The organism is Clostridium ljungdahlii, from assembly GCF_001636845.1.
Taxonomy (GTDB): Bacteria; Bacillota; Clostridia; order Clostridiales; family Clostridiaceae; genus Clostridium_B; species Clostridium_B ljungdahlii_A.
In genome coordinates this window covers 42,836-67,200 of sequence record NZ_LITT01000007.1, presented here as the reverse complement: position 1 = coordinate 67,200, position 24,365 = coordinate 42,836, and the positions used below count along the sequence as shown (strand labels likewise).

Below are 24,365 nucleotides of genomic sequence, written 5' to 3'. Positions count from 1 at the left end.
TTAGATCACTCCATCCTTTTTAGATAAGTATCCCAAACAATATCTTCTATATTGCCCTTATCGATTATTTCATACATTACATCATCTAATTTGAAATAATCATGTTCCTTTATTTTCTTAACCTCATCATCTACTATAAATAAGAACCTGTCTTGATAATTTTTATTAAGATTTGTATCATCTGAACTACCATTAACTACATTAATAGAAGTACCTCCGGTATGATAATATCCTTTTACTGTGCAAACATACTGATCCTCCTGCTTCTCTCCAAATATATTCTCGTCCTGCCTTAGAATTTTTACCTCTTTCATAAAAGGAGTTATTTTTCTTACAAGCTGCCTTCTTATTCTCTGCTTTCTAGTTTCATCCCATTTCATTGTCCATCAACTCTTTTCATGCTTGTATTATAAGAAGTAACTGGCTTGAATTGCTTGGCAAGTCCTAACCAATACTCTCTGTTACTTTTTAATGTTATTCCTGATATTATCAATGCATCATCTGCTACTGCTTTCTTTAGGCAGCCCTCGTAGCTTGCTACTTGTACATCTCCATTGTTTTTATCCAATAAAAGTTGAAGATCCTCATTATCAAAGTATGGATACTCCTTTTCCTGCAGGTTGAATTTTAAAATATCTAAATCAGTAAACATAATTTCACCTGATTACTCAACTGGAGGAGTTTGCTGGTCAGTTTCTTGACCAGTCTGCTGTGTTTGAACCGGTGGAGTATAGCTTATATATCCCTTATCCTTCATTTCTTTCAAATCAGAGTCTCTTATTTCTAATTCACTTCCCATCTTTACTACATCACTGTCATATTTTAGATTTACTTTTGCTTTAACTTTCACATTTCTCTCTTCTTCAGCTACTTTCTTAGCCATCTATACCAATCCTTTCATAAGAAATTAATCTATCTATACTACAGTTGCAAAGAAACATTCATCTGCTCTATCAAATGAAGGTATACCTAATTGTGATACTTTTGTTTCAACCGTTACCGGATCTTCCTGTACCTTAGTTGTTATAGCAACGCCTGTATTCACTATGGAAGTATCAAGTTTACCCGTACCATAAATCTTATCAGCTTCTTCAGGAGTTGTGCCGTAAACTGTATTTCCCAAAGAACCATCTGGAATTAAAGTAACCTTAATATCATCATAATAACTTTTCGTTGTACCATCCTCTTCTATAAACGTTCCATTTAACAATCCTACAGATAAATTAAGTTTAGTATTTAAATAATTAATTATGTCTGTATCTGTAACAATTACAGCTCCAAGATTTCTTGCCATGAGTTCGTTCTTTATAGCTGTGTTACCCTTAATATATCCTAATACCTTATCTGTAAATAAAATTCTCGTAGGCTTACCATAGCCATCATCAGTTAATACTTTTGACCATCTTATCAAATCACCTACAATATCAGCAGCAGGATTATCCCACGTAGCAGTTCCAGTCAAAACTTCTTTATGATTACTTGGAATATTATAATCTACAACTATATCTCCATCTGACGTTGTTATGTTAATCTCACCATTTTGCAGTAATTGGGCCCTCATTCTAATCATCTGAACCTCTGCACCATCGACCAAATTTTGATAATTATTGTAAACTTGTGATGTAAGTTGCTCAACTAAATTTTGATTATTTGATTGCATTGCAAGCATCAGCATTTGCCTATCTTTTTCTTTTATTAAAACTGATTCCTTAAAAAATGGCATGTCCTTTTTCTTAATATCCAAAGTTGCACTTAATGCTCTTGCCTTAACAGCTACATCAAAAGTAGACATTCTAAGAGCTACGGGCTTTTTCTTTGAGCCTTTTGCAAGTTCTATTTCAGTTCCTAGTTGCTTAGTTACTGGAAATAAAGTTTTATCAATAGTAGTTTGTGGTGGTAAGTTTTGAATATATAATGCTATTTCTTGTGAATTTATAAATTCTTCTAAAGTCATTTACTATTCCTCCCTATAAAAATTTAATCATGTTTAATGCTGTTTTAGCTGCATCTGCTGGTGCAACTGGTAACTTGGGCGTATCAATAAATCCAAATATAGTTACTGGAACTACTTCCGTGCCCATCGAATCCTTAAAATTTACATTCTCATAAACAATTCCATATGCAGTACCATCATTTACAACTTTTCCTGTTGAATCAATAATTGTTCCTGCTGGTAAAATATCATTAGCATTTAAAGTAGTTGCTGTTTTTGCAACTTTAAGATTCACATTTAAAAAATATTGATTATATTTCAATATATTCACCTGTGAACTTCCAATCGTAGTTGTACTTTGCCTCATAACCTATACCTCCTATTTAAAAAATTTATTTTGCTCTTCAGTATTTGTCATAGCTGCAGCCTTTTGTTTTGCAAGCTTTTCTCCAAGATGTGTAACTGTTGGTTCACTACCCTTGGCACCACCTGTTTCAAAGTGACCGGTTCCAGGTACTTCTTTTTCAAAGAGATATTCTCTATCTTTCTTCATAGGCTCAATTTGTTCATTAATACCAACTACTTTTCCATCATCTGAAAGCTTTATATTTTCATAATTAATAAGCTTCATTGCTAGTTCAACATCTTTAACCTTTGATTGCTTTAAAGCTTCTTTAACTGCTGTATCAAGTTTAATTTTAGTAAGTTTAGCTTCATAATCTTTAGTAGCAGTTTCATTTTCCCCTTTAAGCCTCTCTATCTCGACTGTAAGATCTTCATTACCTTTAGCTTTACCTTTTAAAGTTTCAAGCTGCACATCTCTGTCCTTTAACTGCTTTTTATAATCCTTTATTGAATTATTTGCAGTATCAAGCTTAGATTTTTCAACATAACCAGTACTGTCCACAAAATCAGTATCTTTGTACTTATTTCTAGTTTCCTCTGGAAGTGATTTAAAAGCCTCTTCTCCTATAATTTCATTTAACTTTGGCATTACATCCTCTCCTTTTTTTAATTTTAAGCATAATAAAAGACGTATTTCTACGCCTCATACTTTTCCCTAAGTTCCTGCATTATTTCTTTATTTTCCTGAACTATTTCATCATATTGTCTTTGTAAATCATCTATTTTTTTTATATTTTTTCTTATTCTTTTGTCCTTATAAAAAGAGGTATACTCTTTCTTGCAGTATGGACAAATAAAATAGATTCTCTGAACACTATCATTTATCCACTTTGTTTTAAGCTTTTTGATTTTAAATGTCTTTCCACAGGAATCACATTTTATTTCTGGCATTTTTAATGCTTCTTTTAAACTGTTTTTCATAAAAACCTCCTAAAACAAAAGCACCTACTATTTTTACTTAGTAAGTGCTTTTAGACAACTTTTATACCTGATTTATAAGCTTTTCTAGCTTCTTTTAATGTCATTTTATTAGGTCCTTTTAAATTAGTTTCTTTTTCTTCAGGTCCATCATTCTGCCATCCACAATTATCACAGATATCAAACATATCTACATCTTCCCCACATACAGGACACTTCATTTCTTTATTCCTCCTTCTTATAATCTTTTATTTGTTGTAACCAATATTTATATCCGTCTGTTGGCTTAAACAACGTTGATATTTTTCCATCGGCTCTACCTATTGTGAAATCATTAGTACTCTTCCTATACTTAAATATGAATCCATCTTTGCTTATAAAACCTTCAACGTCTTCATTTAGAGGTTCAGCAAGTAATTCTCTAGATTTGTTTAAATATTCTTCTGGAGTTATATCACCATATTCATCCAAATGCTTTTCTACATGTTTATTGAATTTCTTTTCACTAGGGAAATTAGATTCTAACCATTTCTTATCACTTATTATATCATTGTTTGGACCATAATTAACATTCTTTTTACTGCTATTGCTAAATATATTATTTTCTCCACTAAAATAATCACCATGTTCTCTATACCAATTATCTAATGTACTATCTGAGCTTCCATCAACCCAATTTCTTAACCTAGAGCCTATGTTTTCTAAACTATCATCTACCAAAGGCTCCTGATAGCACATTCCATTAGGATGGTCCATAGGGCAATCCTTCAGTAAATATTCTCTTCCATCTCTATCTTTACATAAGCTACAAGTCCTACCTGGTGCAAAAACACTATGCCATCTAACCTTCGTTATAAATGGATTCCTTTCACAACTTTTTAATAGTGATAAAGTATATGCATGACTTATTGAAGTTCTAGCAAGTCTCTGAGCATTATAATCAATCGTTTTTGAGGTACCTGGATAAACCCTTTTCCAATTCCAATCTTTTTGTGCATCTGGATTTACATATGTCTGAAGATCTTGTGCTAATTCAATAGCACTTTTCTTTTCAACTATACCCTTTTGAATTACTTTATCTATGTCATTATTTACTTTATTTCCTGTCCACCATATTCTCTTAGAAAGTCCTCTACCATCTTTGTATATATTACCTTTAACAAGTTCATCTACTACATCACTAGGTACTTGAGAAAACATACTTGTAAATGACTTACTCATTCCTAATCCATATCTCATATTAATCTGGTCAAAGAAATCTAGTTGTATTGCTGTTGCATATTCAGCGCTACTTTTCATGTTTTCTTCAATAATAGATTTCAACATTTTATTCATTTCTTTAACTTTTGCTCTTACAGCTTTACTATAATCCTTTAACCATCTCTCTGTTAAGCTTCCTTTTCTGGCCTTATTCGCTTTGATTTTTAAATCTTTAGCAGCTTCTTTATATAAATCTCTAATTTGTTTAAACTGACTCCTTGTGAGCTTATCTCTGTTTTCCCTAGCTTCTTTAAGTAACCTTTGGTACTCATTCATTTAAATTACCATCCTGAACTGTCTGCATTTCATCATTCTCAGCTGCAGTAATATCACTTATTTCTTGAATTATCTGTTCATATTCTCCATCTGCATCCTCAACATCACCATAAGTTTTAATATATTCTTTATGACTTTTAACATTTGCTGCAACTTCATCCATTGCAAGTTTCTTTTTATCATCAGTATCTTCAGGTATAGGATAATTATGTTTAAATAAAACAGTATAAGAAATACTCAACCACTCATCTTTAAAGGTGTTATAACTATATTTAGCAGATTGAATTATAAAACTTATCAAGCTCTTAAAAACTGGTTCCCAATCATTCCATTTTTCTTCACATCTTGCTATTAAGTCATTATACATATACTTCATAGCTTTTGCACTTGGAATATTGCTTAAATCCTTGATATTAGGCATGTCTAAAATATCCCTCATGTCTTTATCGATTCTGTCAAGATAACTATTTGCTGCTTCAGCATTACCCATGCTATATTCTAGTCTTTGGACAACTGCCTGCTTACCATTTTCATTAGCATTATCTTCAGTTCTTACAGCATGTAATGCATTAGGTGCTATAGTTAGTTTATTTACATCATCTTGATTACCATCAATAACAGCCTCTGCACCAAACATTTGAAACCTTAATGCATCTGCATAATCTGAATTCTTTTTATTATATAAAGTTTGTGGTCCTCTTAAATCTTCAAGGTCACTTTCGCCAAAGTCATCATTAAGTTCTCCACCATTTTTTATAAGCCAGCATGGAATAGTATCAAAACCTGTACTTTGAGTAATTTCTTCAGTAGGACTGCTTAAATCATTTCCAGAATAAGTTTGCTTTTTATAATATGCCTGGACTGGTGAATTCTCATTCTCTCTATCATAGAAATAGGTATGAATATAATAAATCTTTTTAGTATCATCCTGCTGGAACACATTGTTATCATCTTCTTGAAAGAAACTTACCTGAAGCAGATCACCGTTTTTTTCTTTATAAGAGAATTTTTCTATGTTCTCATACTTAATTGATATTGGAACTCCTGGATTAACTTCCATCCTTAAAAGCACTCTTTTCTTTATAGTACTCATAAGAAAAGCCTTTCTTGTATTTTTCCAGAACTTATTGTCCTCAAGTATATCATTAATAAACTTTCTTAAATCTTCACAACTATCTTCATTACTGGCATTATCTGCTTTAATTGTTATTGTAGGTTCTACACCAAACATAAACCTTGCCTGCTTTTTTAAAAGTGGTTTAACCCTGTTTCTTATATCTTGTGTTGGTTCATAGTCTACATTATCATTGTTTTCCCAGCTTTGACCTAAAAATACTTTATCAACTTTCGCAAGTTCTTTATTTATACATTTGCCCTTATAGAAAAGGTAATCTCTAAGAACCTTTCTTCTTTCTCTTTTTTCTATAGGTGGTAATTGCAGTAATGTTTCCCTTACATCATTTATCACTAGAATACAGCACCTCCCTTCCTTTGTTGGTTAAGTTTAATGGTTCCATTACCTTTGTTATACACACTATCTGCATACTTTTGTTCTTTAATATCAGCAACTTCATAACCATCTAAGCCATACCAGATAGCCGAAAATGAATGACTATCGATATTAAACTCATCTTCTATAATTTCACCATTTTTATCTAACGCATAAGTAAGATCTTTCAATTCTTCTATGGTGTTAGTACAGTTATCAGAACATATTATTTTCTTGAATCTCTTTACTTTCTTAGTATTTTGAAGTCTTGAACCTTGAAACTTTTTTGCTTTTTTCATATTAAATCCCTGCTGGTTATAATATTTTATAGTCTTCGGTTCTGCACAATCAGAATAAATAAGCTCTTGAGTTTCCTTAAATTCAGCTATTTCTATAGCAGTTCTATCATCTGTCATATGGTTCTTATAATATTCCCAGTATATATAGAGTATTTTACTATCATCATCAATGCACATTCTTACAATAGCGTTATATGAAGTTTCAAAGCCAAAATCCATACCAACCCTTTTAATTGGATTTTTTATATTATCTATAGCCTGAAGTACTTCATAATGTGGAGCAACTTCAAACTGTGGAAGTACTCTCCTTCCATTTATGCCAAATCTGCCTTTACGTGCTATCCTATACAAATCAGGATCATAAGTTTTTAGTTCATCAAGCTGCTCTGTATAACTTTTAGGCAAAAATAAATTATCATCTGCAGTTGAGTGATGATAATATGTGTTGTTTCTTATGACTATTCCTTTTTTATAAAGTTCTTCATCATCAAGTATGAATATTTTCTTTTTGTCATTTCTGAAAAAGTGCTTATATGTCCAATTATCCTTACTTACAGGGTTAGTTGAAAGTATCATATGCAATGATAGGCTTGGATGCCTTAAACGTCCTAAAAGTTCCTTAAATCCTGCATATTTAACCTCTGAACATTCCTCTATCCATACTATAGAAACATTATTTATAGATTTAAGTTTTGAAGGTTTATCCATGCCCTTGAATATTATCTTAGAGCCATTAGGAAACTTAACCTGCATTGGTGATGTTACGCATTTTATTTTATCATCTAGTCCCATATCAGCTATTATTTCTTCAAGAAGTGAATAGCAGCTGTCTCTTATAGTATCAAATACCTCTCTAACCACAAGTGCAGTTCTTTTCTCCTGCAGCAATTTAAGTATTAGCTTTAATGCCACATGGTAACTCTTTGATGATCCATAGCCGCCAACTAAAAAATAAAACTTATAATCCCAGTTAAAAATAAAATCTTCAAAGTGAGGATTGACTTCCTTTTCTACAGCCATTATTCCTCACCCTTTCGTTTTATTATTATTTTTATTGGTTTATCTTTGTCAGGGTTTTTAACCTTATCAACCTCAATCTTAAGTTTTTCACACTTTAATTTTTGCTCCTCTGTAGCCATATCCATATGTTTAGACAACCAATCAAGGGCCTTCATCTTATCCTGAAGTTTAATTTTAATGCCATCCTTACCCTGTGATACTTCTGAAATGACAGTACCATCTACTTCATCAGAATTATTAAAGTCAGTATAATTGTACTTAATTGTCTTTTCCTTACCCTTTTTATCTTTGACTTTATATTCTCTTTGGCCAAATTTTATATAATCTGTTATGTCTGCAAATGCTATGTCCATATACTTTTGAAAGATATCATCTGGACTTAACATTGCTCTATTTAACCTATTTTGTTTTAGCCGTTGAATTTCTTTTTTAATTTCAACTTTTTTCAATAAGTTAAAGCCAATAGAATAAGCTGTATCTTTACTATATCCAGCCTTAATAGCAGCCTTAGTTGCATTGAAACATTTAGGATAATAAATACAAAAGAGCCTTTGCTTATCGGTAAGTTCCGGGTTTAATACCTCAGTAACTTCTTCAAGCTCTGGCTCTTTATTTATGATATTCTTTTTACGTTTGGAACGTTCCGTATTCTTTTGGAACGTTCCATTCAATTTATCATCCCATTTATCTTTATTCTTCCATCCTCTTATAGTTCCAGGTGAAAGATTTAAAAACTCTGCAATCTTCACTAAATCAATATCATCATTATGTTCTTTGTATATCTCAAATGCTTTATCCCTGTTTGGACTTCTCTGTCTCGGCATTTCTACACTGTCACCACCTGCCTATTCGTTTTGTTCTGTCACCAAAAAATGAGAACAAAATTAGTTGTTCTCATTTTCATCCTTATTGCTTTCATAATCATTCATTAACATTTCAGCAACTTCTCGTAAACTAGGATCATTATAAATTTCAAGTGTTTTTTTATCTAAATCCTTCATATTTAAAGTTGATCTTTCATCTATTACACCATCCTCATTATAACTTATTACAAAGTTACCTGACTGTTTTCCAAAAGAAACATTAAATATATAGTTTCCTTCTTCATCTACTTTATTAAAACTATGCTTAAATAAATCTAAGTTTTTTATTATCTTTTTGCCAGTTCCTGCACCACCAGTTAATCTTTTAGTCATGCTAATCATGCTCCTTTTGCATTTTATTTATATAAATAAAATTAATAACTTTAGTTTTCATTTACTATAATTTGACTTTTGGTTTTAAATAAAACTATAAATACTTTTTATCACTGCTTCATTGTATTGTTTTCGTCGGTTCAATTAATGTTATATTTTTATTTCTTATATACTTTAGTGATTTATTTTCCAAATCAAAAGATTCTATTTCATAAAGTGTACTATATAAATTACCAAAAATATCTTCATATTTTATTTCTAACGGCTTTGAATAATCTATTTGTTTATTTCTCTCACATTCCAGACGTATATTAGTAATAGACTTTCCTTTAATTAATAAATTTGTACAATGTACAAAAGCTTGGTTCCTATCTAACAACGAGATACTTATATCTATATTTTTTGCAACTCCTACTCCTACATTTACCATTTCACATATTATTATATTAGGATCATTAACATAAAATTGGGCAATATATAACCTACACCCTGGTGCATATCCTGTTCCATTATCCATTTCTTTTAACATTAACAATGGTTTATTTGCTTTAATGTTATCCATTTTATACCTGTTTTGCATATTACTTTCATTTTGTTTTTGAATTTTTCTAGTTTCACTAGTTGAAATTACTATTGCAATAAGAGTAGCTATACCACCTATAGCGCCTCCAACAAATCCTCCTAGGAAATTATACCAATCAGAATATGACTGCCCATTATATACGAATTTTAATATATCAGCAAATAAAATAGTACCTAATCCATAAAATAAAACTATTAACAAAATTTTATTATTCTTAAACTTTTTAAAACTAATAATTCCAACTAAACTAACAGCCACAATTATACCAATGCATATCATTTCATGCATAACATCACTCTCCTATAACATTAATATATTCTCCATGATTTTCAAAATTCCTCCTAATTTTTAGAGGAATTTAACATTTTATGTTGAATATTGGATTAAAGGTAGTTGGCCACTATAGGAGATGAGCGCTATGGCTAAAAATACAGGTAATGGTTCACGTAAAGGTGCTGTTAAAGGACGTTCTCAAACTCACAATCCTAAAACAAATTCTTGGGTTGAAAGAGATACAAGTACTGGTAAATTTATAAATGGTAAAACTTCAAGCAATAAACCATTTAAAGGAGTAACAAAAGAAGACTAACATAATCTAAGCAAATCGCCAACTACCTTTCTTTGAATACATTATTATCTTTTAATACTTGATATAATGCATTTGATAACCTTGTTACATTCTCTTCATCCTGATCCCATCCACAGAATTCAAATATGCCATGTATTATTTCATGTAATAAAATATTTTCTCCATATTGCTTTTCTAGTCCTTTCTTAACTCTTATTTCTTGATTAGGAAATAGTATCTTGCCATCAATATTTAAATTATCTTCATCACATGCATCAACTAACTTAACCCTATATTCTATTCCACCTATTTTTATAACTTCAGGTAACATTATAAATTCACCTCGTTTCCCTTAAAGCACCTCTAACCCTCTTGTAACTCCTATGTCCCATCATTCTTTCAAACTCATTATGGCTTATATCTCTTTCTTTTATGGAATATTTATTTATGTTCTTACATCTAGGGCATTTTATTTCTATGCTTGCATTACCTTCTGCTTCCATAAGTAACTTACCACAACTTTTACATCTTATTTTACTCATTCAACTCAACTCCTTATAAATAAAAAAAGAGAGCCGCATATAGGATCTCTATTCCTACATACGGCTCTCTGGGGGCTCAATCATTATAATTACCTAATATTTTTTACAACACAAAATAAGCACCCTAAATAACGGATGCTTATCTCGCAGTATAGTAATTTATATTTGGGATCTAAATTTGATATACTGTCTTAAACTTAAAATGGTTGCATTTAAGTTTAATGTGCCTTGCAACCGCAGACACAGATAGCTTTTTACTTTTTTTATGATATTATAATTATACAAAATATTTGTTACAATTTAATGTCATATAAGTAAAATACTTATTTACTTTTTTAATAACCTGTAAACAATATAATAATAAACATGGGTTAAAGCCAGTGCCTATTATTATATTTAATTAATTCTTTATTTATCGACTATATATAGTATATAACACTTTTACATGAATTTTGTCCCATTTTTGTTTCAAATTTGTCTTATTTTTGTCTCACGATTTTTTGTTCACAGTTAATATATTTTAAAAACTCATTTCTAATAACATCATTTTCCTGTTTATTTAAATCAACCAGCCTCAAAACATAATCTATATAATAATTTTTTTTCCATCCTAATACACTTAATATTCCAGAAGAAGGCAATAATCCCTTATTATTAGTTATTCTCAATGCTCCATAAAAATCATTTTTTCTAATAATCTCTTCAATTTTATTAATCCACAAATCATAAGTATCTTTAACCTTTAGAGTACTTTCAATGCTTGTTATATTTTTTTCGTATTCTTCAATAGTTAGTGCCTTATTATTTATAACATTATTAATTTTATTTTTTACATGTTCTTCAGTGAATAGTAATGCTTGCTCTTCTTTATGATTTTCAAGATATTTAATTACATTTGACTTCATAGTCGAAATTATATTATCGCAATTATCTATCGCTAATTTATTTAAGACATATGTGACAATTTCCGGTAACAAAAATAGATTTTCAATTTCTGCTACTTGCAATACAAATATATTTTCTTTTTTGTATTTATCAATTTCCTCCTGATTTCTTCTATCCTTATCAATTATGCCTTTAACCGTTAAATAATGCATCTTATCTAAACTATTATATGCCCTTGTGTATTGTATAACGCTTTGGCATCCACCTTGCAAAGGAATAACATTATATTCTTTAAATAATGAAGAATATAATTTAATATCTATACTTTTATCTTTAGTTCCTTCAACAAATAATATATTTTGTCTATTTCCCATTATTTCTAACATTAAACTCTCTGGCATTTCTTCATCTGAAAGTAATTCATAATTCCAGCTATCATTACCGTTATATTCCTTTATCCATAATACCTGTGAATTAATCCTCGATGTAGCAAATTCTAAGCTATGAGTTATATAGACAAATGCACAGTCTGTTCTATAGTTTTCAATACTATTCCACAACTTAACTAAAATAGATTTATGTAAATGGTTTTCCGGTTCATCAATAATAATTATGCTATTATCTGGAATAGAAAGCACCTCTCCGATAAAATAAAAAATAGCCCTTTCTCCATCGCTCATTTCACTGCCGTTATAAACATCTTTATCATCATTATTTTTAGTTACTTCAATCTTTCCTGCATCAATAATTAACTTTCTATGTGGGAGTATTTCTTCCCATAATCGTTTTATCATTTCAAGTTTAGTTTCATTATTAAAACTAGTTTCCCCTTTTTTGTGTTTATCTCTATACTCTATACTTTTTTGATATTCCTCTGTCATCAGATATTCCATTAAATTTGAATAATCATTTAAAAGATTTGTTTCTGGATGATTATTCCATCTATTGCCATATTTTGCATATTGTTCTAACCAGTTCTTATCTTTATTACTAACACCATATAATAGTTTTTCTTGCGAAATATCCAAATCGCTTGGTTGAATTTTTTCAGGCATATTTAATGATTTTTGTGCTGAAATACGATGTACAAAATTTTGTTTATTATTTTTTTCTATCCATACACTCATTCTGGTTTTACCTGAACCGTTAGCCCCAATAAGAACCACAGATTGTTTATCTTTAATGCATTGATTTTCTCCATTTAATAACGGTATTTTTATTTCCATTTTTCCATTTCTCTCCTTTTACTTTTTTATATTTAAAATATAATTATTATTTCTCCATAAACTTTAAAATTCCTACCTGAATTTACAAAAAAATAAAAGGATTCTCATATTATGAACTCTTTCTCAATCAATATCATGCAATCTTTCCCACTTCACTATATCCTCAAGTATCTCTCCACGCCTCCTATAAGCAGTACTTCTAACCCCTCCATACATTTCATTGGCTATCCAATCAACACTTTTATCTAACTTGTACTTATAAGTAATAAAGTTCATCATTTCTTTTGACATTGGAGGGATTGTCAGCACTTTTTTGAGTCGAGCTGTATTTCTTTTTAATTGCCTTATTCTTTTCCTGTTCCCGCGGATCTTTCTTTCAACATATTCAAGTTCATCCTCAAGCTTTTCAATTTCTCTTATTATTCCTTTCTCTGCTACACTTTCTCCTGTAGGACTTGTCTGAACTCTTTCATCAAAACTAGGGCTCATATGCATATCCGGAACAACACTTACATTACAGTGTTTTATATCCAATTTAATACTTTCCTCTTGATCCTCAAGATCTTTACACTCGATTTCAAGAATACCTATTTCATTCAAATCTCTAAAATATCCATACAACTTTCCTTCTGCATTTTTAAATGTTTCTTTGTCCAACACTGCGTTCCCTCCTCAAAACATTTATTACTTACATTTAGTTTTAAATACACGTACACCCACAGCTATTATTCCTACAAATGCCGCCATGGATGCAATGTATAAACCTGCAAATTCCATTAATATTTTCACAGCATCACTCCTTAACATAATGTATAAATAACCCATTTATGTCTATAATATTAGATACTTCAATATTAGTTCCTCTCTAATTATTTTTTTGCCAGGGAATTATCTCCCTGGCTTTTATTCTTCTTTAATTCTTTTTTCAATATCAACTTTTTCGGTCTGCAGCTTGGCTACTTTCTTAAAATCTCTTTCTAATTCAGCATCCTGAATATCTCTATTTAGTTGTGCTAATTTTTGCTTGTAAAACTCAGTCATTATCATATTTTCACCTACTTAGCAAAATCTCACTTTCTATCATTGACTTTCTTAATTTATTCTCCTTCTGCCCTTCTATGGTCAAACATACTAATCTGCTTATCTGCTTTTTTAAGCATCTTAAAATCATCCTCGTTAAACCCATCAAGTATATTAGGTATTGGACTCATTGTGGTCTCCCATCCATATCCTAATGTTCCGATTATTTCTTTCCACCCTACTACATCCGGAGTATTAAGCTTATTTCCGTCTATCTGTCTTAAGCAACTGTAAATCAAAGCAATTACCTGCTCTTGAGAAATTCTTTCCATCCAAAACTCTCTGCTCTCGATTATAAATTCATAGCCTGTAATCAGGGTTAATTGTTTTGGCGCTTTCCGGATCCACATTACTTCATCACTTCGTTTTACTTCATCTCCAATATAGTCCGTATCCTCAACAAATAAGATTTTATTCACATTAACATTTGTAAACTCAGGAACCTTCTCTTTAAACTTGTCTTTTATCTTCTGAGCTAAAGGAGTATAAAATTCATTCTTTATCCAACACTTAAGATCATACTTGCCATTATTCAATTTTCTTATCTTTTGTATCTGGCCGTTTCCAGTGGCTTGAACATACTGCAGATTATATCCGATACAATCTATTTCTTTTACTGTTGCATTGGTCTTATCATCAATAATTTTTATTCTAGGCATTTTTCTTACTCCCCCTTCTCTTTTTCTTGAGTTCTTTAAAATCAATCCATCCACTTTCACTATATTTCAAACTTCTTGAAATCCACCTAAAATCCATATCAGGATGAAGATGTTTAAGCATCTTGAATTTAAGCTCCCCCTGTGGTGTACTGTCTCCTTTAACATCAACATATATCTCCGTACCATCTATGTTATATATTAAAAAATCTAACGTATATGTTGCCGGTCTTTCTTTTTCACCCTTGTATACAAAAGCTGGTATCAGAGTAAACTTAGGCTGCAACTCAAAATTCTCTATTGCCCCTTTCGCCTTAAGTTTTTTCAAATACTCGTAATATCTGGCTTCATCTTTTGAATCAAACCTTATCCCATCTACAGTTATTTTTCTGGCATTATATTTACTTTTCATGACTTCACCTACTTTGCTAGTATTCTAAAACTCACATACACTATGTTTTAACCGATTCTAATTTCAAAGAATATATTTATACTGTTTGTACACTTATCTTTAAAATTTACCCTATTTTCGATTAAATTCTGCTGTTATTTATGGATCATATTATCTGTACATCTCCCACACAGAAATCAATATATTTAAAACTCTCTCTATGATTTTCACTTTGTACTACCACAAGCCACTCTGTTTTATATGCAACAGTGCCCCTCACAGTTCTATATTTATTGCACCCTATGTTTATATACGCTCCATGAGTAAATCTTATTTTTAGCTTTATCTTTTGGCCTATTTTAAATAACTTGGCCACCTTTTTAACATTTTCAATAGAGCAATATCGACTTCTTACCTCTGCTGATGACTTACAGGATTTCACCAAATCCATTTCAGATCCAATCATGTTTACAAGTGTTGGACTGCAGCCTAATTTAGCCGCAATGTCTTTTTGTCTCATGGTACCCCAGTTAGCTTTTACAAAATCGTTTCTTGCTTTTGTCCTTTCAAACAGCACTGGCATTACTATCACCCCTTATGAAATTCTTAAACCTCACGTTCTAACCATCCTCCCAACCTAGAAGTTTTTTCTCAATGTCTTTTATTTGCTCACTGCTATAACCGCGGCCTTTAAAATTAAATGTGCTTTTTTTACTTGAATTGTCATACCTTTTTTCAAGTTTCTGTTTCCTGCTATATTTAAAATTTTTCTTATCAGCAATAACTGCTTTAACAGTTTTTAGCTGATTATTCAGCCACCTATTCAATACCTTTTTAACGTATCTAATATCCCTTACATTGGCTTCTACTGCTTCCTGTAATGCTAATTTAATTGCTGCAGGCTCCATACCATCTTTCACATAGCTCTCTAAAACCTCAGTTTCAAAAGGCGTTATAAGATGGCCAAAATTATTATTAAAAAATTCCATGTAATTAGAGTTATCCACATTATGCACATTATCCACAGGCACATTTTCTATAGTAGTAGGAGTAGTAGTATTATCTATATCTACTTCTCCTTCTATATCTATACCGTTAGGTAACGTTACATTTACGTTATCCTTTTTTTCTGTAACATTATCTTCGTTTTTATCTTCTTCATTTTCATTTTTGCCTTCTTCTAATTCTTTCTTTTTAGCTCTATGTTTTGCTACTCTTTTTCTAGTCTGTTCTCTAACCTTATCCATCCCCTCAACATTTTGATGCTTCTCCCAGTTAGTTATTTTCAAATCATCATTTTCAGACCTTTGAATCATTCCAAATTTTTTCAAAGTATCTAAGGCAAGCCTTACAGAATTAAGAGGTCTGTTAAATATTGTTGAAAGCATTTCTTCAGTATATGGAACATCCTCTGAAAGAAATATATATCCTCCTGCATTTGTTTTTCCTGCCTGTACTAAAAGGCGCATCCAGATATAAAATATAGTGTCTCTCTCAGGCATTGCATCTATTAATTTAATTTTTTCATCATCAAACATATTTGTTGTTATCTTAATCCACTTAATTTCTGCCATACTCCATGCCTCCTTAGCTAAATAAATCGATCTTTAACCCTTTATCTGCAATATATACTGGCTTTCCAGTTAACTTTTCAATTTCTTCTATAAATTGATCCTCATTGCTGTTGTCATTGCTTAAATGCAATAAAACTATTTCTTTAGTTTTACTTAAATCTGTAACCTTTAAAAATTCTTTGACATTATCAAAACTGAAATGTGATTTTAATAACCTATTGGCCAACACAGGATGTACCAATCCAGCTTCAATATTCCTATTTAAAATATCCATGCTGTAGTTACATTCGATCATAATGTGACTAAGCCCCGAAAATTTATATCTGCAGTAATAGCTGTCAGTAATAAATAACAATTTTCCAAAATCACTATGATATATTAAAAATCCTAAAGGATCTGCCGCATCATGCTGAGTCTTTATAGGTAATATTGTAAATTGACCTATATTAAATTGTTCCTCGGCTTTAATTATTTTTGCCCTATAGCTTTTAATATTTATTGCTTTCAATGTTCCCTCACTTGTATAAACATCTATTGCATTGTTTAATACATCATTTATTGCTTTACTGTGGTCTTTATGTTCGTGGCTAATCAAACACCCATCAACATTTTTTAAATCAAAATTTAAGCCTTTTAAAATAGTTTTGTAGGATAATCCACATTCAATAATCAAAGTTTCATTTTTATTTTGGAGTACATAGCAGTTACCACTGCTACCACTCCCTAATACTTTAAGTTTCATCAAAACCCTGGTCCTTCCGTTCCTGGTTGTTTAGATATATTCCCATCAACATTGCTTTTAACTTCTTCATGATTTACATCAACTACATTCTGAACACTTTCTTTATGATCCTTATTTTCTGGAGGATTAATATCTATTTCCTTTTTATTTGCATTGTCTTTTACTTCTTCTTTAACCTCGTATTCAACATTACCTACCATATCTTTTTCATCATAGGTTTTATCCGTGTTATTAAAAGCTTCAATTAAAAGGTCACTATCATCTGAAGTATTTGCATACATCTTACAAGCCCTGTTTATTACTGTTTTCTTCGCCATTTCATCGGTAAAATTATTATGGGCTTTTGATTTTCCTGTCTTATAAGCAATACCTTGTCCCCATGCCTTTTGTATCTGATTAATGTTCATTACCTCAGTATGAATAGGACCATTCTCTCCAATTACTACTGCAAACGCACCTTTGATTTTATTAATATCTATGTTTTCAAACTTAGGATTAAATTTACTAATGTTTAGCGTTGCTGTATCCAAATCATATGTTTCTTCAAATTCATCACCTTCATATATACAGTAGGCTTTTATATCCTTGACTCCTTCTAATCTTTTAGTTACTGCTACAGTCCCCATATAGCTTCTCATAAGCTGTAGCTGTTTTCCGTATACTACAAAATAACATTGCTTCTTAGCAGGTGTTAACCCTTGTAAACACATATCATATAACGAACCTATAATTGAGTTCTTAGTACATACTTCAAGCGCAGGTTTATCATTCTTATCTTTGACCTCTTGGAGCTGCAGCCATGCACTATTAAGTGCATTAGCTACAGAATAATTTTTGGGGAAAACTATCTCATTATTTTTTCTTAATTCATTAATCTTCGTTGTTACTTGATTTAAAGCTTCTTCCTTAGCCAAAGTTAAAGCTGTATTTTCACTTGACATTTCGTATCACCCTTTCTTTGAATTTATCAACCTGCTAATTCTGTCTGTTCTACTTCCGAACTATTCTCAACTCTTAATTTCTTATCCATACTACTTACAACTAAATTAATTATTTGGCTTTCTGTATCTATAAGCCTTGTGGTACTTTCCCTGTTATCTATAAATATAGGAGCTTTAATTTCATAATGACTTGATAGTGTATTTATAATATCTATTCCAGCATTAATTCTGGCACCTGAGTTCAAGTTTGTTGAGAACGGAACCCCATCTATAAGAGGCTCGCAATCCTCTTCAATCCCTCCGTTAACTTGGGCTTTAAAGAACCTAAACTTAACATATTTAAACTTAGAATTTATACTGGATTCCATAAGTTTAACTTTAGTTTTTATAAATTCATCACACATAAAATCTTGCTTTTCAAGGTCTGCAATTTGTTGTGCTAGAGTCTTTTCCTTATCCTGAAGTTCTTTAATCCTTGATTTAGTATTAACATTAATTTCTTTGTAACCTAAGTCATAATTAACATTTTCTAGTTCAATGCCTAAAAGTGCTTTTCTTTTCTTAAGCTCTTCAATTTTTGAATTTCCTTCTATTGGCTTAGATAACTCATTTTCAAGTATTTCTATCTGATTTAATGTATTCTGATATTCTTTATTACTATTAAGATCAACAGCTGCCTTAAAATTATCAAATTTGCTTTGCAATTCATCCTTTTTATTATTAAAATCATCTAATTTTTTAAGTAATCCCTCTAATTCAAGTTCATTCTCAGATATCTTTTTCTCATACTTTTCAATTTCATCTGCCTTACTGCTGCCCTTTCTAGTTATCTCTTTAAGAATCTTTGATTTGTTTTGCTTAAAGTTTTCTTCTAATTCCTGTTTGTGTTCTTCAACATCTTCTTCATCAAAAGGCCTTTTACACAAAGGACATATGCGAACATCTTCTGGAAGTTCAAATGATTTATTGTTTTCCTCATACCACTCTTTCCTTAAATTTTTAACATCAGTTTCAAGGGTTTTTATTAAATTAAGGTTATTATTTTTTTCAGATTCAATTGATTTGACATGAAATTTAATATCAGCTATTTCACCAGTAATACTGTATAATTCCTCTGCTATTTTGTCTTTACCACTTCTAACTTTCCGAAGTTCATCTCTTTCAATATCCTTGAGTTTAGATTTAAGTCCATATAACTTATCTTTTTTCTTAAACACTTCATCATTTATTTTAGATTTATCTATAAGCTGCTCTTCTATATTGTTTATTTTTGAAACTATTTCTTGTTTCTTAACCTCTAATTGTTGAAAATTAATATCATCCTTTACAGCCATGTTTAATTCATCAATTCTAGGCTGGATCGATTCTCTATCTTTAATCAATTTCTTTCTTGACGAATTTATACTTTTTTTAAGTTCTTCTATACTCTTGTTTCCTAATAGATCTTTCAGAGGTTTCAAATCCTTTTTCGAATCAATAACATTTTCATCCGTAAGTTCACCTATAATATCCATAAGTATTTTCTTTCTGTCCTGCCATTTCATATTGGTTGAAAAATATAAAGGATTAGTTACTAATTTGAATATATCTTCTGGAATAATACTGCTTATTTTTTCCTTATATTCACCCTGCTTTTTAGGTACATCATCAATGTAATAAGTAGTAGTTACACCTTTAAGCTCTGACTCAGGTTTCCCTTTAGGCTTAACCCATTTTTCTTTTAAAACCTTTCTCAAAACTGTTTTAACTCCATCTATTTCAAGTGATCCAGTAACTTCTGTATCAATCCTGTGGATTATATTATTGCTCTTATCAAGTGGCTGCACATCAAATTTACTTATATTCTGACTATCCTTATCAAACAGCAGCCATGCAAATGCATCAAACACAGTAGTTTTACCTGTACCGTTATCTCCGTATATATTTGTTGTATTTTCAAAATCTATGTCTAACTCTTTAATACCTTTAAAATTTTTAAGATATAATTCTTTTAAAACAATTCTATTTGACATCTGTAAACCTCCAATTTGATTTTTTTCCCATTCTCATGTAGAATAGGAGTAGATTTTTAAATTTCTCTAGCTCTTATAATTTCGTGGTTGTTTTTATGAGGGCTTTTTTTATTTGTAATAGATCTCTTACCTGTTCATCTGTAGCAGTAGTAATATCCTGACATACAGTTTGTCCTGTTCTCATATCATAGAGTTCATCACCATCAATATCATATTTAACCTTGTCCACAGCCTCCTTATATCCATAATTCTCATCTTGTACTAGATGCTGAACTTCAGATATTTTTCTTTCAAGTACATTCATTGATTCACCTCCATTTCAAACACTTGTCAAGACCTTAAAACTTATTCTTGCAATAGCAAACATCTGATTTAAACTTGTCCTTTTACCAAACTTAATACGATTCTCTCTTATATCATCTGTAGTTATTTTCAAAATCTCCTTAAACTCTTGGTCTGTTACTTCAATGCCTCCATTCTCAAATAATTGTTTTATCATCATTTTTCCCTCCTTCCTTTAATACCAGCTTCCATCTTTTAAAATATGCAGCCAGTCACCATCACTTAAAATAACTTTAAGATACTTACTGCCCATTCTTTTTACGGAAGTTGGTACATGATCCTCTGGATGCTCCCAAGACTTATAAAATTTCTTACAAAACCTTTTAAAAAGTTCTTTGTCTTTAGCATCCAATTTGCTGTACCCTTTTGCCTCCTCTAGATTAAACACTTTTCACTGCCTCTATAAACCACTTACCATGTAAAATTTCTTCTGCTGAAATTGCATTGTAATCATCGTCCATTAACTTGGAGCTAGAACTAACGCCTGGATTATATGAGTATCTTTTGCTTTCATATAGGCAATAAATTACTTTTCCATTCTCAAACGCTTTAAGAGCACCCATTACATCCACATGTTCATCTACAAGCCTGAATCTACTTCTAATACTGAAGTTTGATAATATAGGCTCACCTTCTTGATTTACAATTCTGCCATCCCCATCTAATGCAATTACTGGTCCTTCATCCGTCCTATAAGATTTCTCACTAACAAATTGGAATTTTAAATTTGGATTTCTTTCGAGCTTGTCTATTGTCTGTTTTAACGTGTACTCTTGCATACATTTTTTCCTCCTTTAATATCTAATTGGTTTTAATATATACAACCTTCTATAAAACTCTTTTTTCTTTTGAAATCTTATCAAGCCATTCATCAAACATTGTTCTATTAATAAGGAACTTCGAACCAACCTTAAATCTAGGAAAATCTGAATTAGGATTATGAGCTAGTTCCAAAATCTTGTCACGACCAATCCCACTATATTTAACACAACTATCTATAGTTAAAGTTGCTTTTTCATCAGTTCCTTTTTCATTTGAAACCTCTTCCAGAGCTTCCTTTATAGCATCTTTAATTGTTTCTTTAAAATTAATGTTTTGCGGCATTTCCATAATTAAACTCTCCTTTCTCTCCAAAACTTTTCTGAACCCAAAGTTTTAATTCACGAGATTCTTTTTCAATTTTGTCTAATGTTTTAACAACATGATCTAACTTTGGTTTTTCATCTTCTGTAATAATTCCATCCTCTGTAATATCTAATAGCTCCTTTTTAACCTCATCAATGTTTTCTAGTGAAGATACAATTTGAATTGTAATTCTGTCCATTTCCAAAACTTCAATGTGTGGAACACTATGCTTTCCTATAGGACACTGCTCACAGCAAAAATAATTTTCTAATTCAGGAGCGTTATAAATATCAGCCATCATTAAAATTTCTTCTGGATATGCGCAGATACTATCAAGCTCTATTCGTGCAAGCCTTGTCCTATCAATTCCAATTATTTCTGCAGCTCCTTCCCTGCTGTTTAATTTGTCATTAATATTAGCAGCTTTAATTCGTGCTTTATAATATACGTTGTCTGCTGCCTTCGTAGCTTTTCTTGGCATTCATTTCACTTCCTTTTGTTGTTAAAATTAATATATAAAAGGATTTTTATATATTAGCTTGCTACCTCCTTTTGCTTGCTAACTTTTATTGGTTTATTTCTACACTTTTCGTGTAGTTCGTTTTCAAAAAAAATTTCATCTACATTTACATTAAATTTTCTTTTTAACTTTTTAATAAAATTGAAACTTGGGTTTCTTTGTCCTAATTCGATTTTAATGTAAAAAGATACCGATATTCCTAAAGTAGCTGCCATATTTTTTTGGCTCATACTTAAAGATTCTCTGAATTCTACTAATTTTGAATTCATTGTAACTTTCTCCTTTCTTCTATACACGTAATGTGTTGTTTATGGTTTTATATTATCACACGTAATGTGTTATGTCAATGTTTTTATACACATTACGTGTTAAATATTTTAAATAACACAATATGTGTTAAAATATAATTATGAGGTGATTATATGTTTGGAGAAAAATTAAAAAAATTAAGAACAGATAAACATATGACTCAACAGGAGCTTGCAAAAATCTTAAAAATTTCTTCAAGCACTATTGGGATGTATGAGCAAAATAGAAGGTCGCCAGATATACAAACATTAAAGCTGATAGCTAAATATTTTAACGTATCAGTAGACTATCTTCTTGGAAATTCAGATGATAAAACAATCCCTACCCCTAAAGAAGATACACCAGTTGAAAAGATATCGAAGTCATTAGGTGATGATCCCGAACTATCTGAATTCTGGAATGTATTAAAAGAAAGAGAAGATTTAAAATTACTTTTCAAGCAAACAAAAGACATGGCTCCTAATGATATAAAAAAAATAATTAGAATAATAAAAGCTATTGAAGATGAAGAAGATAGAAATGATGGTTAGGAGAAAATATAATTTTAACTTAGACCTATTTATATTGGAGGTTGAAAATTATGTATTTTGAAGATGAAAATTTTTCAATATACTTTAATTTATATGAAAAAGCTAGAAACTTGGAAAAATTAAAAAAGGAAGATGAAGCTTTAAAAATATATCTTAGTATATTAGATAAGTACGCCCCTCAAGGAACATCTTATTATGAACGACCTGCAATAATACTTGAAAGGCAAAAACATTATAAAGAGGCAGTTAAAATATGTACTATGGCAATTAAAGCTATAAATAATAACCAGTTTAATGCTGATGTAAATGAATTTGAACATAGATTAAACAGATTGAATAATAAAATAGAAAAGCAAAAAAACTCTAAGGTTGCTATCCCTAAAAAGAGAACTACAAATAAACCGGTAAAACATCCTTCAGCAACAGCCATTACACCAATTGAAGCAAAAGAAATCTCTACCAAAAATATCAAATTTTCTGACTGGTATGTAAGTATATCTTTTGGAGAATCCAGATCTCCGAGTTTTCCTCAAGCGTTAGCACTGGCCCAAAGTGCACCACAATATATTGAAAATAACGTTAATAATAAAATTTTATATCAAGCTGTTTATTCAGATAAACCTATAGAATACTTACAATTCATAAAACTATATGAACTAGTAAGCAACTGGAAATCTTGTTTTGTTATCATAAATGGAACCGTTATGGATAGAAAAATAATTGGTGGATTAAATTATTGTTATGGTGATAAATGTAGATCAGGTAATCCTGATTTTTGTTTTGGAGCCAGTGAAATGACAGCAAATCCTTTTGGATGCCATAGACTCCAAATAAGTGCCTACAATCATCCTTGGTGGACGATAGGTGATTTTATAACTTCTTCAATATGGCGTGTTAATAAACAAGCTATACTGGAAAGAATTAAAACATATTCATTGCCATATGTTATGTGTCCTTGCTTTTCTATTGAAAACATTAAATCTGTTGTAGATTCTTTACCTGATACAATAGATTTAAGAAAAAATAAGAAATGGGAAAAATCATATAATGGGATTCAACCAATAAATCATAATGTTGCTTTTAAATTAAATATATCTATTGATCCAAAAAAAGATTGCACAAATGAAAAGAAAAATAAAGGATTCTTTGCAAAATTAAAATCATTATTCAAATAAATATAAATCATTAGAGGGGATGACAGGATGGATATATTGGACAAGCCTTTATTGAAGGCTCTTTTGAATGAGGATATTCCTTTTTATGAGGTTATGAATGCGTTTAACATAAAAACTACTATAGCCTTTAATGTTCCATCTAGTACATTAGGATTTGTCTATTTAAGCAGGTGTGGTAACTACCACCTCATATTGAATGGTAATGTAAACTATGAAACTCAATGTCATGTTTTTATACATGAGGTTAAGCACATAGTTGATGATATGCCTAAAATGGGTTATATCATAGGACTAGATATGCAGCATACGCATATGGAACAATCTGCTGATTCTGTAGCAGAACGGTTATACAATATTTAAAAAAATTA

37 protein-coding genes are annotated in these 24,365 nt (G+C 30.6%); 4 read left to right on the top strand and 33 right to left on the bottom strand.

Annotation, left to right across the window (positions count from 1 at the left end):
- Positions 1–5: 5 nt before the first annotated feature.
- The 14 genes from WY13_RS03970 to WY13_RS03910 all read right to left on the bottom strand — a co-directional run bounded on the left by WY13_RS03970 (position 6) and on the right by WY13_RS03910 (position 9,667).
- A complete protein-coding gene (locus tag WY13_RS03970; RefSeq protein ID WP_063554412.1) occupies positions 6–380 on the bottom strand; it encodes a hypothetical protein in 375 nt (124 codons plus the stop codon).
- On the bottom strand, positions 377–652 hold the full coding sequence (locus tag WY13_RS03965; RefSeq protein WP_063554411.1) for a hypothetical protein: 276 nt from the start codon (positions 650–652) through the stop codon (positions 377–379). The genes WY13_RS03970 and WY13_RS03965 overlap by 4 nt, the downstream gene beginning before the upstream one ends.
- 12 nt (positions 653–664) lie before the next feature.
- Positions 665–883, bottom strand: coding sequence for a hypothetical protein (locus WY13_RS03960; protein ID WP_063554410.1), 219 nt, complete (start codon positions 881–883; stop codon positions 665–667).
- A 33-nt stretch (positions 884–916) separates the two neighbouring features.
- Positions 917–1,954 (bottom strand): major capsid protein, encoded by a 1,038-nt coding sequence (locus WY13_RS03955; RefSeq protein ID WP_063554409.1) that lies wholly within the window; start codon positions 1,952–1,954, stop codon positions 917–919.
- Between the two features lie 13 nt (positions 1,955–1,967).
- Positions 1,968–2,300 (bottom strand): hypothetical protein, encoded by a 333-nt coding sequence (locus tag WY13_RS03950; RefSeq protein ID WP_063554408.1) that lies wholly within the window; start codon positions 2,298–2,300, stop codon positions 1,968–1,970.
- 12 nt (positions 2,301–2,312) lie between these two features.
- Complete coding sequence (locus WY13_RS03945; protein ID WP_063554407.1) at positions 2,313–2,927, bottom strand: phage scaffolding protein; 615 nt, start codon at positions 2,925–2,927, stop codon at positions 2,313–2,315.
- A 47-nt stretch (positions 2,928–2,974) separates the two neighbouring features.
- Positions 2,975–3,259 carry a hypothetical protein gene (locus tag WY13_RS03940; protein ID WP_063554406.1) on the bottom strand — a complete coding sequence of 95 codons (285 nt, stop codon included), beginning with the start codon at positions 3,257–3,259 and terminating at the stop codon, positions 2,975–2,977.
- 50 nt (positions 3,260–3,309) lie between these two features.
- Complete coding sequence (locus WY13_RS20330; RefSeq protein WP_082848366.1) at positions 3,310–3,477, bottom strand: CPCC family cysteine-rich protein; 168 nt, start codon at positions 3,475–3,477, stop codon at positions 3,310–3,312.
- 4 nt (positions 3,478–3,481) lie between these two features.
- Positions 3,482–4,792 (bottom strand): hypothetical protein, encoded by a 1,311-nt coding sequence (locus WY13_RS03935; protein ID WP_063554405.1) that lies wholly within the window; start codon positions 4,790–4,792, stop codon positions 3,482–3,484.
- Positions 4,785–6,260, bottom strand: a complete 1,476-nt coding sequence (locus WY13_RS03930) for a phage portal protein (RefSeq protein ID WP_063554404.1) — start codon at positions 6,258–6,260, stop codon at positions 4,785–4,787. Before WY13_RS03930 ends, WY13_RS03935 begins: the two co-directional genes overlap by 8 nt.
- Positions 6,260–7,600, bottom strand: coding sequence for a PBSX family phage terminase large subunit (locus WY13_RS03925; RefSeq protein WP_063554403.1), 1,341 nt, complete (start codon positions 7,598–7,600; stop codon positions 6,260–6,262). Before WY13_RS03925 ends, WY13_RS03930 begins: the two co-directional genes overlap by 1 nt.
- Positions 7,600–8,424: a terminase small subunit gene (locus tag WY13_RS03920; protein WP_082848365.1), complete on the bottom strand. Its 825-nt coding sequence runs from the start codon at positions 8,422–8,424 to the stop codon at positions 7,600–7,602. The genes WY13_RS03925 and WY13_RS03920 overlap by 1 nt, the downstream gene beginning before the upstream one ends.
- A 60-nt stretch (positions 8,425–8,484) precedes the next feature.
- Positions 8,485–8,796 carry a hypothetical protein gene (locus WY13_RS03915; RefSeq protein WP_063554402.1) on the bottom strand — a complete coding sequence of 104 codons (312 nt, stop codon included), beginning with the start codon at positions 8,794–8,796 and terminating at the stop codon, positions 8,485–8,487.
- A 118-nt stretch (positions 8,797–8,914) separates the two neighbouring features.
- Positions 8,915–9,667 (bottom strand): hypothetical protein, encoded by a 753-nt coding sequence (locus WY13_RS03910; RefSeq protein WP_063554401.1) that lies wholly within the window; start codon positions 9,665–9,667, stop codon positions 8,915–8,917.
- Positions 9,668–9,797: 130 nt separating this feature from the next.
- On the opposite strand from WY13_RS03910, the gene WY13_RS21310 reads away from it, so the two are divergent.
- Positions 9,798–9,968 (top strand): hypothetical protein, encoded by a 171-nt coding sequence (locus WY13_RS21310; protein WP_192844985.1) that lies wholly within the window; start codon positions 9,798–9,800, stop codon positions 9,966–9,968.
- 22 nt (positions 9,969–9,990) lie between these two features.
- Here the strand turns inward: WY13_RS21310 and WY13_RS03905 are convergent, their stop codons facing one another.
- From WY13_RS03905 to WY13_RS03820, 19 genes are all read right to left on the bottom strand, one after another.
- Positions 9,991–10,278: a hypothetical protein gene (locus WY13_RS03905; RefSeq protein WP_063554400.1), complete on the bottom strand. Its 288-nt coding sequence runs from the start codon at positions 10,276–10,278 to the stop codon at positions 9,991–9,993.
- A 7-nt stretch (positions 10,279–10,285) separates the two neighbouring features.
- On the bottom strand, positions 10,286–10,489 hold the full coding sequence (locus WY13_RS03900) for a Com family DNA-binding transcriptional regulator (protein WP_063554399.1): 204 nt from the start codon (positions 10,487–10,489) through the stop codon (positions 10,286–10,288).
- A 479-nt stretch (positions 10,490–10,968) separates the two neighbouring features.
- Positions 10,969–12,600, bottom strand: coding sequence for a DUF4435 domain-containing protein (locus WY13_RS03895; protein WP_063554398.1), 1,632 nt, complete (start codon positions 12,598–12,600; stop codon positions 10,969–10,971).
- Between the two features lie 123 nt (positions 12,601–12,723).
- Entirely contained in the window at positions 12,724–13,260 is a 537-nt protein-coding gene (locus WY13_RS03890) for a hypothetical protein (protein WP_063554397.1), read from the bottom strand.
- A gap of 243 nt (positions 13,261–13,503) precedes the next feature.
- Positions 13,504–13,647 carry a hypothetical protein gene (locus WY13_RS21305; RefSeq protein WP_192844984.1) on the bottom strand — a complete coding sequence of 48 codons (144 nt, stop codon included), beginning with the start codon at positions 13,645–13,647 and terminating at the stop codon, positions 13,504–13,506.
- 50 nt (positions 13,648–13,697) lie between these two features.
- Positions 13,698–14,339, bottom strand: a complete 642-nt coding sequence (locus WY13_RS03885; RefSeq protein WP_063554396.1) for a putative metallopeptidase — start codon at positions 14,337–14,339, stop codon at positions 13,698–13,700.
- The gene (locus WY13_RS03880; protein WP_063554395.1) at positions 14,332–14,748 is read right to left on the bottom strand and encodes a DUF1064 domain-containing protein; all 417 of its coding nucleotides are present in this window, start codon (positions 14,746–14,748) and stop codon (positions 14,332–14,334) included. The genes WY13_RS03885 and WY13_RS03880 overlap by 8 nt, the downstream gene beginning before the upstream one ends.
- Positions 14,749–14,893: 145 nt before the next feature.
- Positions 14,894–15,310, bottom strand: a complete 417-nt coding sequence (locus WY13_RS03875; protein ID WP_063554394.1) for a hypothetical protein — start codon at positions 15,308–15,310, stop codon at positions 14,894–14,896.
- A 37-nt stretch (positions 15,311–15,347) separates the two neighbouring features.
- Positions 15,348–16,301, bottom strand: a complete 954-nt coding sequence (locus WY13_RS20325) for a phage replisome organizer N-terminal domain-containing protein (RefSeq protein WP_082848363.1) — start codon at positions 16,299–16,301, stop codon at positions 15,348–15,350.
- Between the two features lie 13 nt (positions 16,302–16,314).
- Complete coding sequence (locus WY13_RS03865; RefSeq protein ID WP_082848371.1) at positions 16,315–17,043, bottom strand: MBL fold metallo-hydrolase; 729 nt, start codon at positions 17,041–17,043, stop codon at positions 16,315–16,317.
- Positions 17,043–17,984 (bottom strand): recombinase RecT, encoded by a 942-nt coding sequence (locus WY13_RS03860; protein ID WP_063554392.1) that lies wholly within the window; start codon positions 17,982–17,984, stop codon positions 17,043–17,045. Before WY13_RS03860 ends, WY13_RS03865 begins: the two co-directional genes overlap by 1 nt.
- 26 nt (positions 17,985–18,010) lie before the next feature.
- On the bottom strand, positions 18,011–19,996 hold the full coding sequence (locus WY13_RS03855) for an AAA family ATPase (RefSeq protein ID WP_063554391.1): 1,986 nt from the start codon (positions 19,994–19,996) through the stop codon (positions 18,011–18,013).
- Positions 19,997–20,069: 73 nt separating this feature from the next.
- Positions 20,070–20,300 (bottom strand): hypothetical protein, encoded by a 231-nt coding sequence (locus WY13_RS03850; protein WP_063554390.1) that lies wholly within the window; start codon positions 20,298–20,300, stop codon positions 20,070–20,072.
- Positions 20,301–20,315: 15 nt separating this feature from the next.
- Positions 20,316–20,495, bottom strand: coding sequence for a hypothetical protein (locus tag WY13_RS03845; protein WP_242866318.1), 180 nt, complete (start codon positions 20,493–20,495; stop codon positions 20,316–20,318).
- Positions 20,496–20,513: 18 nt separating this feature from the next.
- Positions 20,514–20,726 (bottom strand): hypothetical protein, encoded by a 213-nt coding sequence (locus tag WY13_RS03840; protein ID WP_063554388.1) that lies wholly within the window; start codon positions 20,724–20,726, stop codon positions 20,514–20,516.
- Positions 20,719–21,117, bottom strand: coding sequence for a hypothetical protein (locus tag WY13_RS03835; RefSeq protein WP_063554387.1), 399 nt, complete (start codon positions 21,115–21,117; stop codon positions 20,719–20,721). The genes WY13_RS03840 and WY13_RS03835 overlap by 8 nt, the downstream gene beginning before the upstream one ends.
- 49 nt (positions 21,118–21,166) lie before the next feature.
- Positions 21,167–21,448 (bottom strand): excisionase, encoded by a 282-nt coding sequence (locus WY13_RS03830; RefSeq protein ID WP_063554386.1) that lies wholly within the window; start codon positions 21,446–21,448, stop codon positions 21,167–21,169.
- A complete protein-coding gene (locus tag WY13_RS03825) occupies positions 21,426–21,944 on the bottom strand; it encodes a hypothetical protein (protein WP_063554385.1) in 519 nt (172 codons plus the stop codon). The genes WY13_RS03830 and WY13_RS03825 overlap by 23 nt, the downstream gene beginning before the upstream one ends.
- Positions 21,945–21,997: 53 nt before the next feature.
- On the bottom strand, positions 21,998–22,252 hold the full coding sequence (locus WY13_RS03820; protein ID WP_063554384.1) for a helix-turn-helix transcriptional regulator: 255 nt from the start codon (positions 22,250–22,252) through the stop codon (positions 21,998–22,000).
- 153 nt (positions 22,253–22,405) lie between these two features.
- Here WY13_RS03820 and WY13_RS03815 point away from each other — a divergent pair, with 153 nt between their 5' ends.
- From WY13_RS03815 to WY13_RS03805, 3 genes are read left to right on the top strand one after another with little or no spacing between them, the layout of a single operon-like run.
- Entirely contained in the window at positions 22,406–22,822 is a 417-nt protein-coding gene (locus WY13_RS03815; RefSeq protein ID WP_063554383.1) for a helix-turn-helix domain-containing protein, read from the top strand.
- A 50-nt stretch (positions 22,823–22,872) separates the two neighbouring features.
- Positions 22,873–23,997, top strand: a complete 1,125-nt coding sequence (locus tag WY13_RS03810; RefSeq protein ID WP_063554382.1) for a hypothetical protein — start codon at positions 22,873–22,875, stop codon at positions 23,995–23,997.
- Positions 23,998–24,024: 27 nt separating this feature from the next.
- The gene (locus WY13_RS03805; protein ID WP_063554381.1) at positions 24,025–24,357 is read left to right on the top strand and encodes a hypothetical protein; all 333 of its coding nucleotides are present in this window, start codon (positions 24,025–24,027) and stop codon (positions 24,355–24,357) included.
- Positions 24,358–24,365 lie beyond the last annotated feature (8 nt).

Bases quoted from the DNA above. Each gene is read 5' to 3' on its own strand.
- WY13_RS03805 (WP_063554381.1), top strand. From the start codon at position 24,025: ATGGATATATTGGACAAGCCTTTATTGAAGGCTCTTTTGAATGAGGAT.
- WY13_RS03915 (WP_063554402.1), bottom strand. From the start codon at position 8,796: ATGACTAAAAGATTAACTGGTGGTGCAGGAACTGGCAAAAAGATAATA.
- WY13_RS21310 (WP_192844985.1), top strand. From the start codon at position 9,798: ATGGCTAAAAATACAGGTAATGGTTCACGTAAAGGTGCTGTTAAAGGA.
- WY13_RS03845 (WP_242866318.1), bottom strand. From the start codon at position 20,495: ATGATAAAACAATTATTTGAGAATGGAGGCATTGAAGTAACAGACCAA.
- WY13_RS03885 (WP_063554396.1), bottom strand. From the start codon at position 14,339: ATGCCTAGAATAAAAATTATTGATGATAAGACCAATGCAACAGTAAAA.
- WY13_RS03925 (WP_063554403.1), bottom strand. From the start codon at position 7,600: ATGGCTGTAGAAAAGGAAGTCAATCCTCACTTTGAAGATTTTATTTTT.
- WY13_RS03820 (WP_063554384.1), bottom strand. From the start codon at position 22,252: ATGAATTCAAAATTAGTAGAATTCAGAGAATCTTTAAGTATGAGCCAA.
- WY13_RS03835 (WP_063554387.1), bottom strand. From the start codon at position 21,117: ATGCAAGAGTACACGTTAAAACAGACAATAGACAAGCTCGAAAGAAAT.
- WY13_RS21305 (WP_192844984.1), bottom strand. From the start codon at position 13,647: ATGATAATGACTGAGTTTTACAAGCAAAAATTAGCACAACTAAATAGA.
- WY13_RS03945 (WP_063554407.1), bottom strand. From the start codon at position 2,927: ATGCCAAAGTTAAATGAAATTATAGGAGAAGAGGCTTTTAAATCACTT.
- WY13_RS03895 (WP_063554398.1), bottom strand. From the start codon at position 12,600: ATGGAAATAAAAATACCGTTATTAAATGGAGAAAATCAATGCATTAAA.
- WY13_RS03860 (WP_063554392.1), bottom strand. From the start codon at position 17,984: ATGTCAAGTGAAAATACAGCTTTAACTTTGGCTAAGGAAGAAGCTTTA.
- WY13_RS03815 (WP_063554383.1), top strand. From the start codon at position 22,406: ATGTTTGGAGAAAAATTAAAAAAATTAAGAACAGATAAACATATGACT.
- WY13_RS03865 (WP_082848371.1), bottom strand. From the start codon at position 17,043: ATGAAACTTAAAGTATTAGGGAGTGGTAGCAGTGGTAACTGCTATGTA.
- WY13_RS03810 (WP_063554382.1), top strand. From the start codon at position 22,873: ATGTATTTTGAAGATGAAAATTTTTCAATATACTTTAATTTATATGAA.
- WY13_RS03900 (WP_063554399.1), bottom strand. From the start codon at position 10,489: ATGAGTAAAATAAGATGTAAAAGTTGTGGTAAGTTACTTATGGAAGCA.
- WY13_RS03875 (WP_063554394.1), bottom strand. From the start codon at position 15,310: ATGCCAGTGCTGTTTGAAAGGACAAAAGCAAGAAACGATTTTGTAAAA.
- WY13_RS03970 (WP_063554412.1), bottom strand. From the start codon at position 380: ATGAAATGGGATGAAACTAGAAAGCAGAGAATAAGAAGGCAGCTTGTA.
- WY13_RS03850 (WP_063554390.1), bottom strand. From the start codon at position 20,300: ATGAATGTACTTGAAAGAAAAATATCTGAAGTTCAGCATCTAGTACAA.
- WY13_RS03950 (WP_063554408.1), bottom strand. From the start codon at position 2,300: ATGAGGCAAAGTACAACTACGATTGGAAGTTCACAGGTGAATATATTG.
- WY13_RS03935 (WP_063554405.1), bottom strand. From the start codon at position 4,792: ATGAATGAGTACCAAAGGTTACTTAAAGAAGCTAGGGAAAACAGAGAT.
- WY13_RS03910 (WP_063554401.1), bottom strand. From the start codon at position 9,667: ATGCATGAAATGATATGCATTGGTATAATTGTGGCTGTTAGTTTAGTT.
- WY13_RS03920 (WP_082848365.1), bottom strand. From the start codon at position 8,424: ATGCCGAGACAGAGAAGTCCAAACAGGGATAAAGCATTTGAGATATAC.
- WY13_RS03965 (WP_063554411.1), bottom strand. From the start codon at position 652: ATGTTTACTGATTTAGATATTTTAAAATTCAACCTGCAGGAAAAGGAG.
- WY13_RS03825 (WP_063554385.1), bottom strand. From the start codon at position 21,944: ATGCCAAGAAAAGCTACGAAGGCAGCAGACAACGTATATTATAAAGCA.
- WY13_RS03940 (WP_063554406.1), bottom strand. From the start codon at position 3,259: ATGAAAAACAGTTTAAAAGAAGCATTAAAAATGCCAGAAATAAAATGT.
- WY13_RS03955 (WP_063554409.1), bottom strand. From the start codon at position 1,954: ATGACTTTAGAAGAATTTATAAATTCACAAGAAATAGCATTATATATT.
- WY13_RS03855 (WP_063554391.1), bottom strand. From the start codon at position 19,996: ATGTCAAATAGAATTGTTTTAAAAGAATTATATCTTAAAAATTTTAAA.
- WY13_RS03960 (WP_063554410.1), bottom strand. From the start codon at position 883: ATGGCTAAGAAAGTAGCTGAAGAAGAGAGAAATGTGAAAGTTAAAGCA.
- WY13_RS20325 (WP_082848363.1), bottom strand. From the start codon at position 16,301: ATGGCAGAAATTAAGTGGATTAAGATAACAACAAATATGTTTGATGAT.
- WY13_RS03830 (WP_063554386.1), bottom strand. From the start codon at position 21,448: ATGGAAATGCCGCAAAACATTAATTTTAAAGAAACAATTAAAGATGCT.
- WY13_RS03905 (WP_063554400.1), bottom strand. From the start codon at position 10,278: ATGTTACCTGAAGTTATAAAAATAGGTGGAATAGAATATAGGGTTAAG.
- WY13_RS03880 (WP_063554395.1), bottom strand. From the start codon at position 14,748: ATGAAAAGTAAATATAATGCCAGAAAAATAACTGTAGATGGGATAAGG.
- WY13_RS20330 (WP_082848366.1), bottom strand. From the start codon at position 3,477: ATGAAGTGTCCTGTATGTGGGGAAGATGTAGATATGTTTGATATCTGT.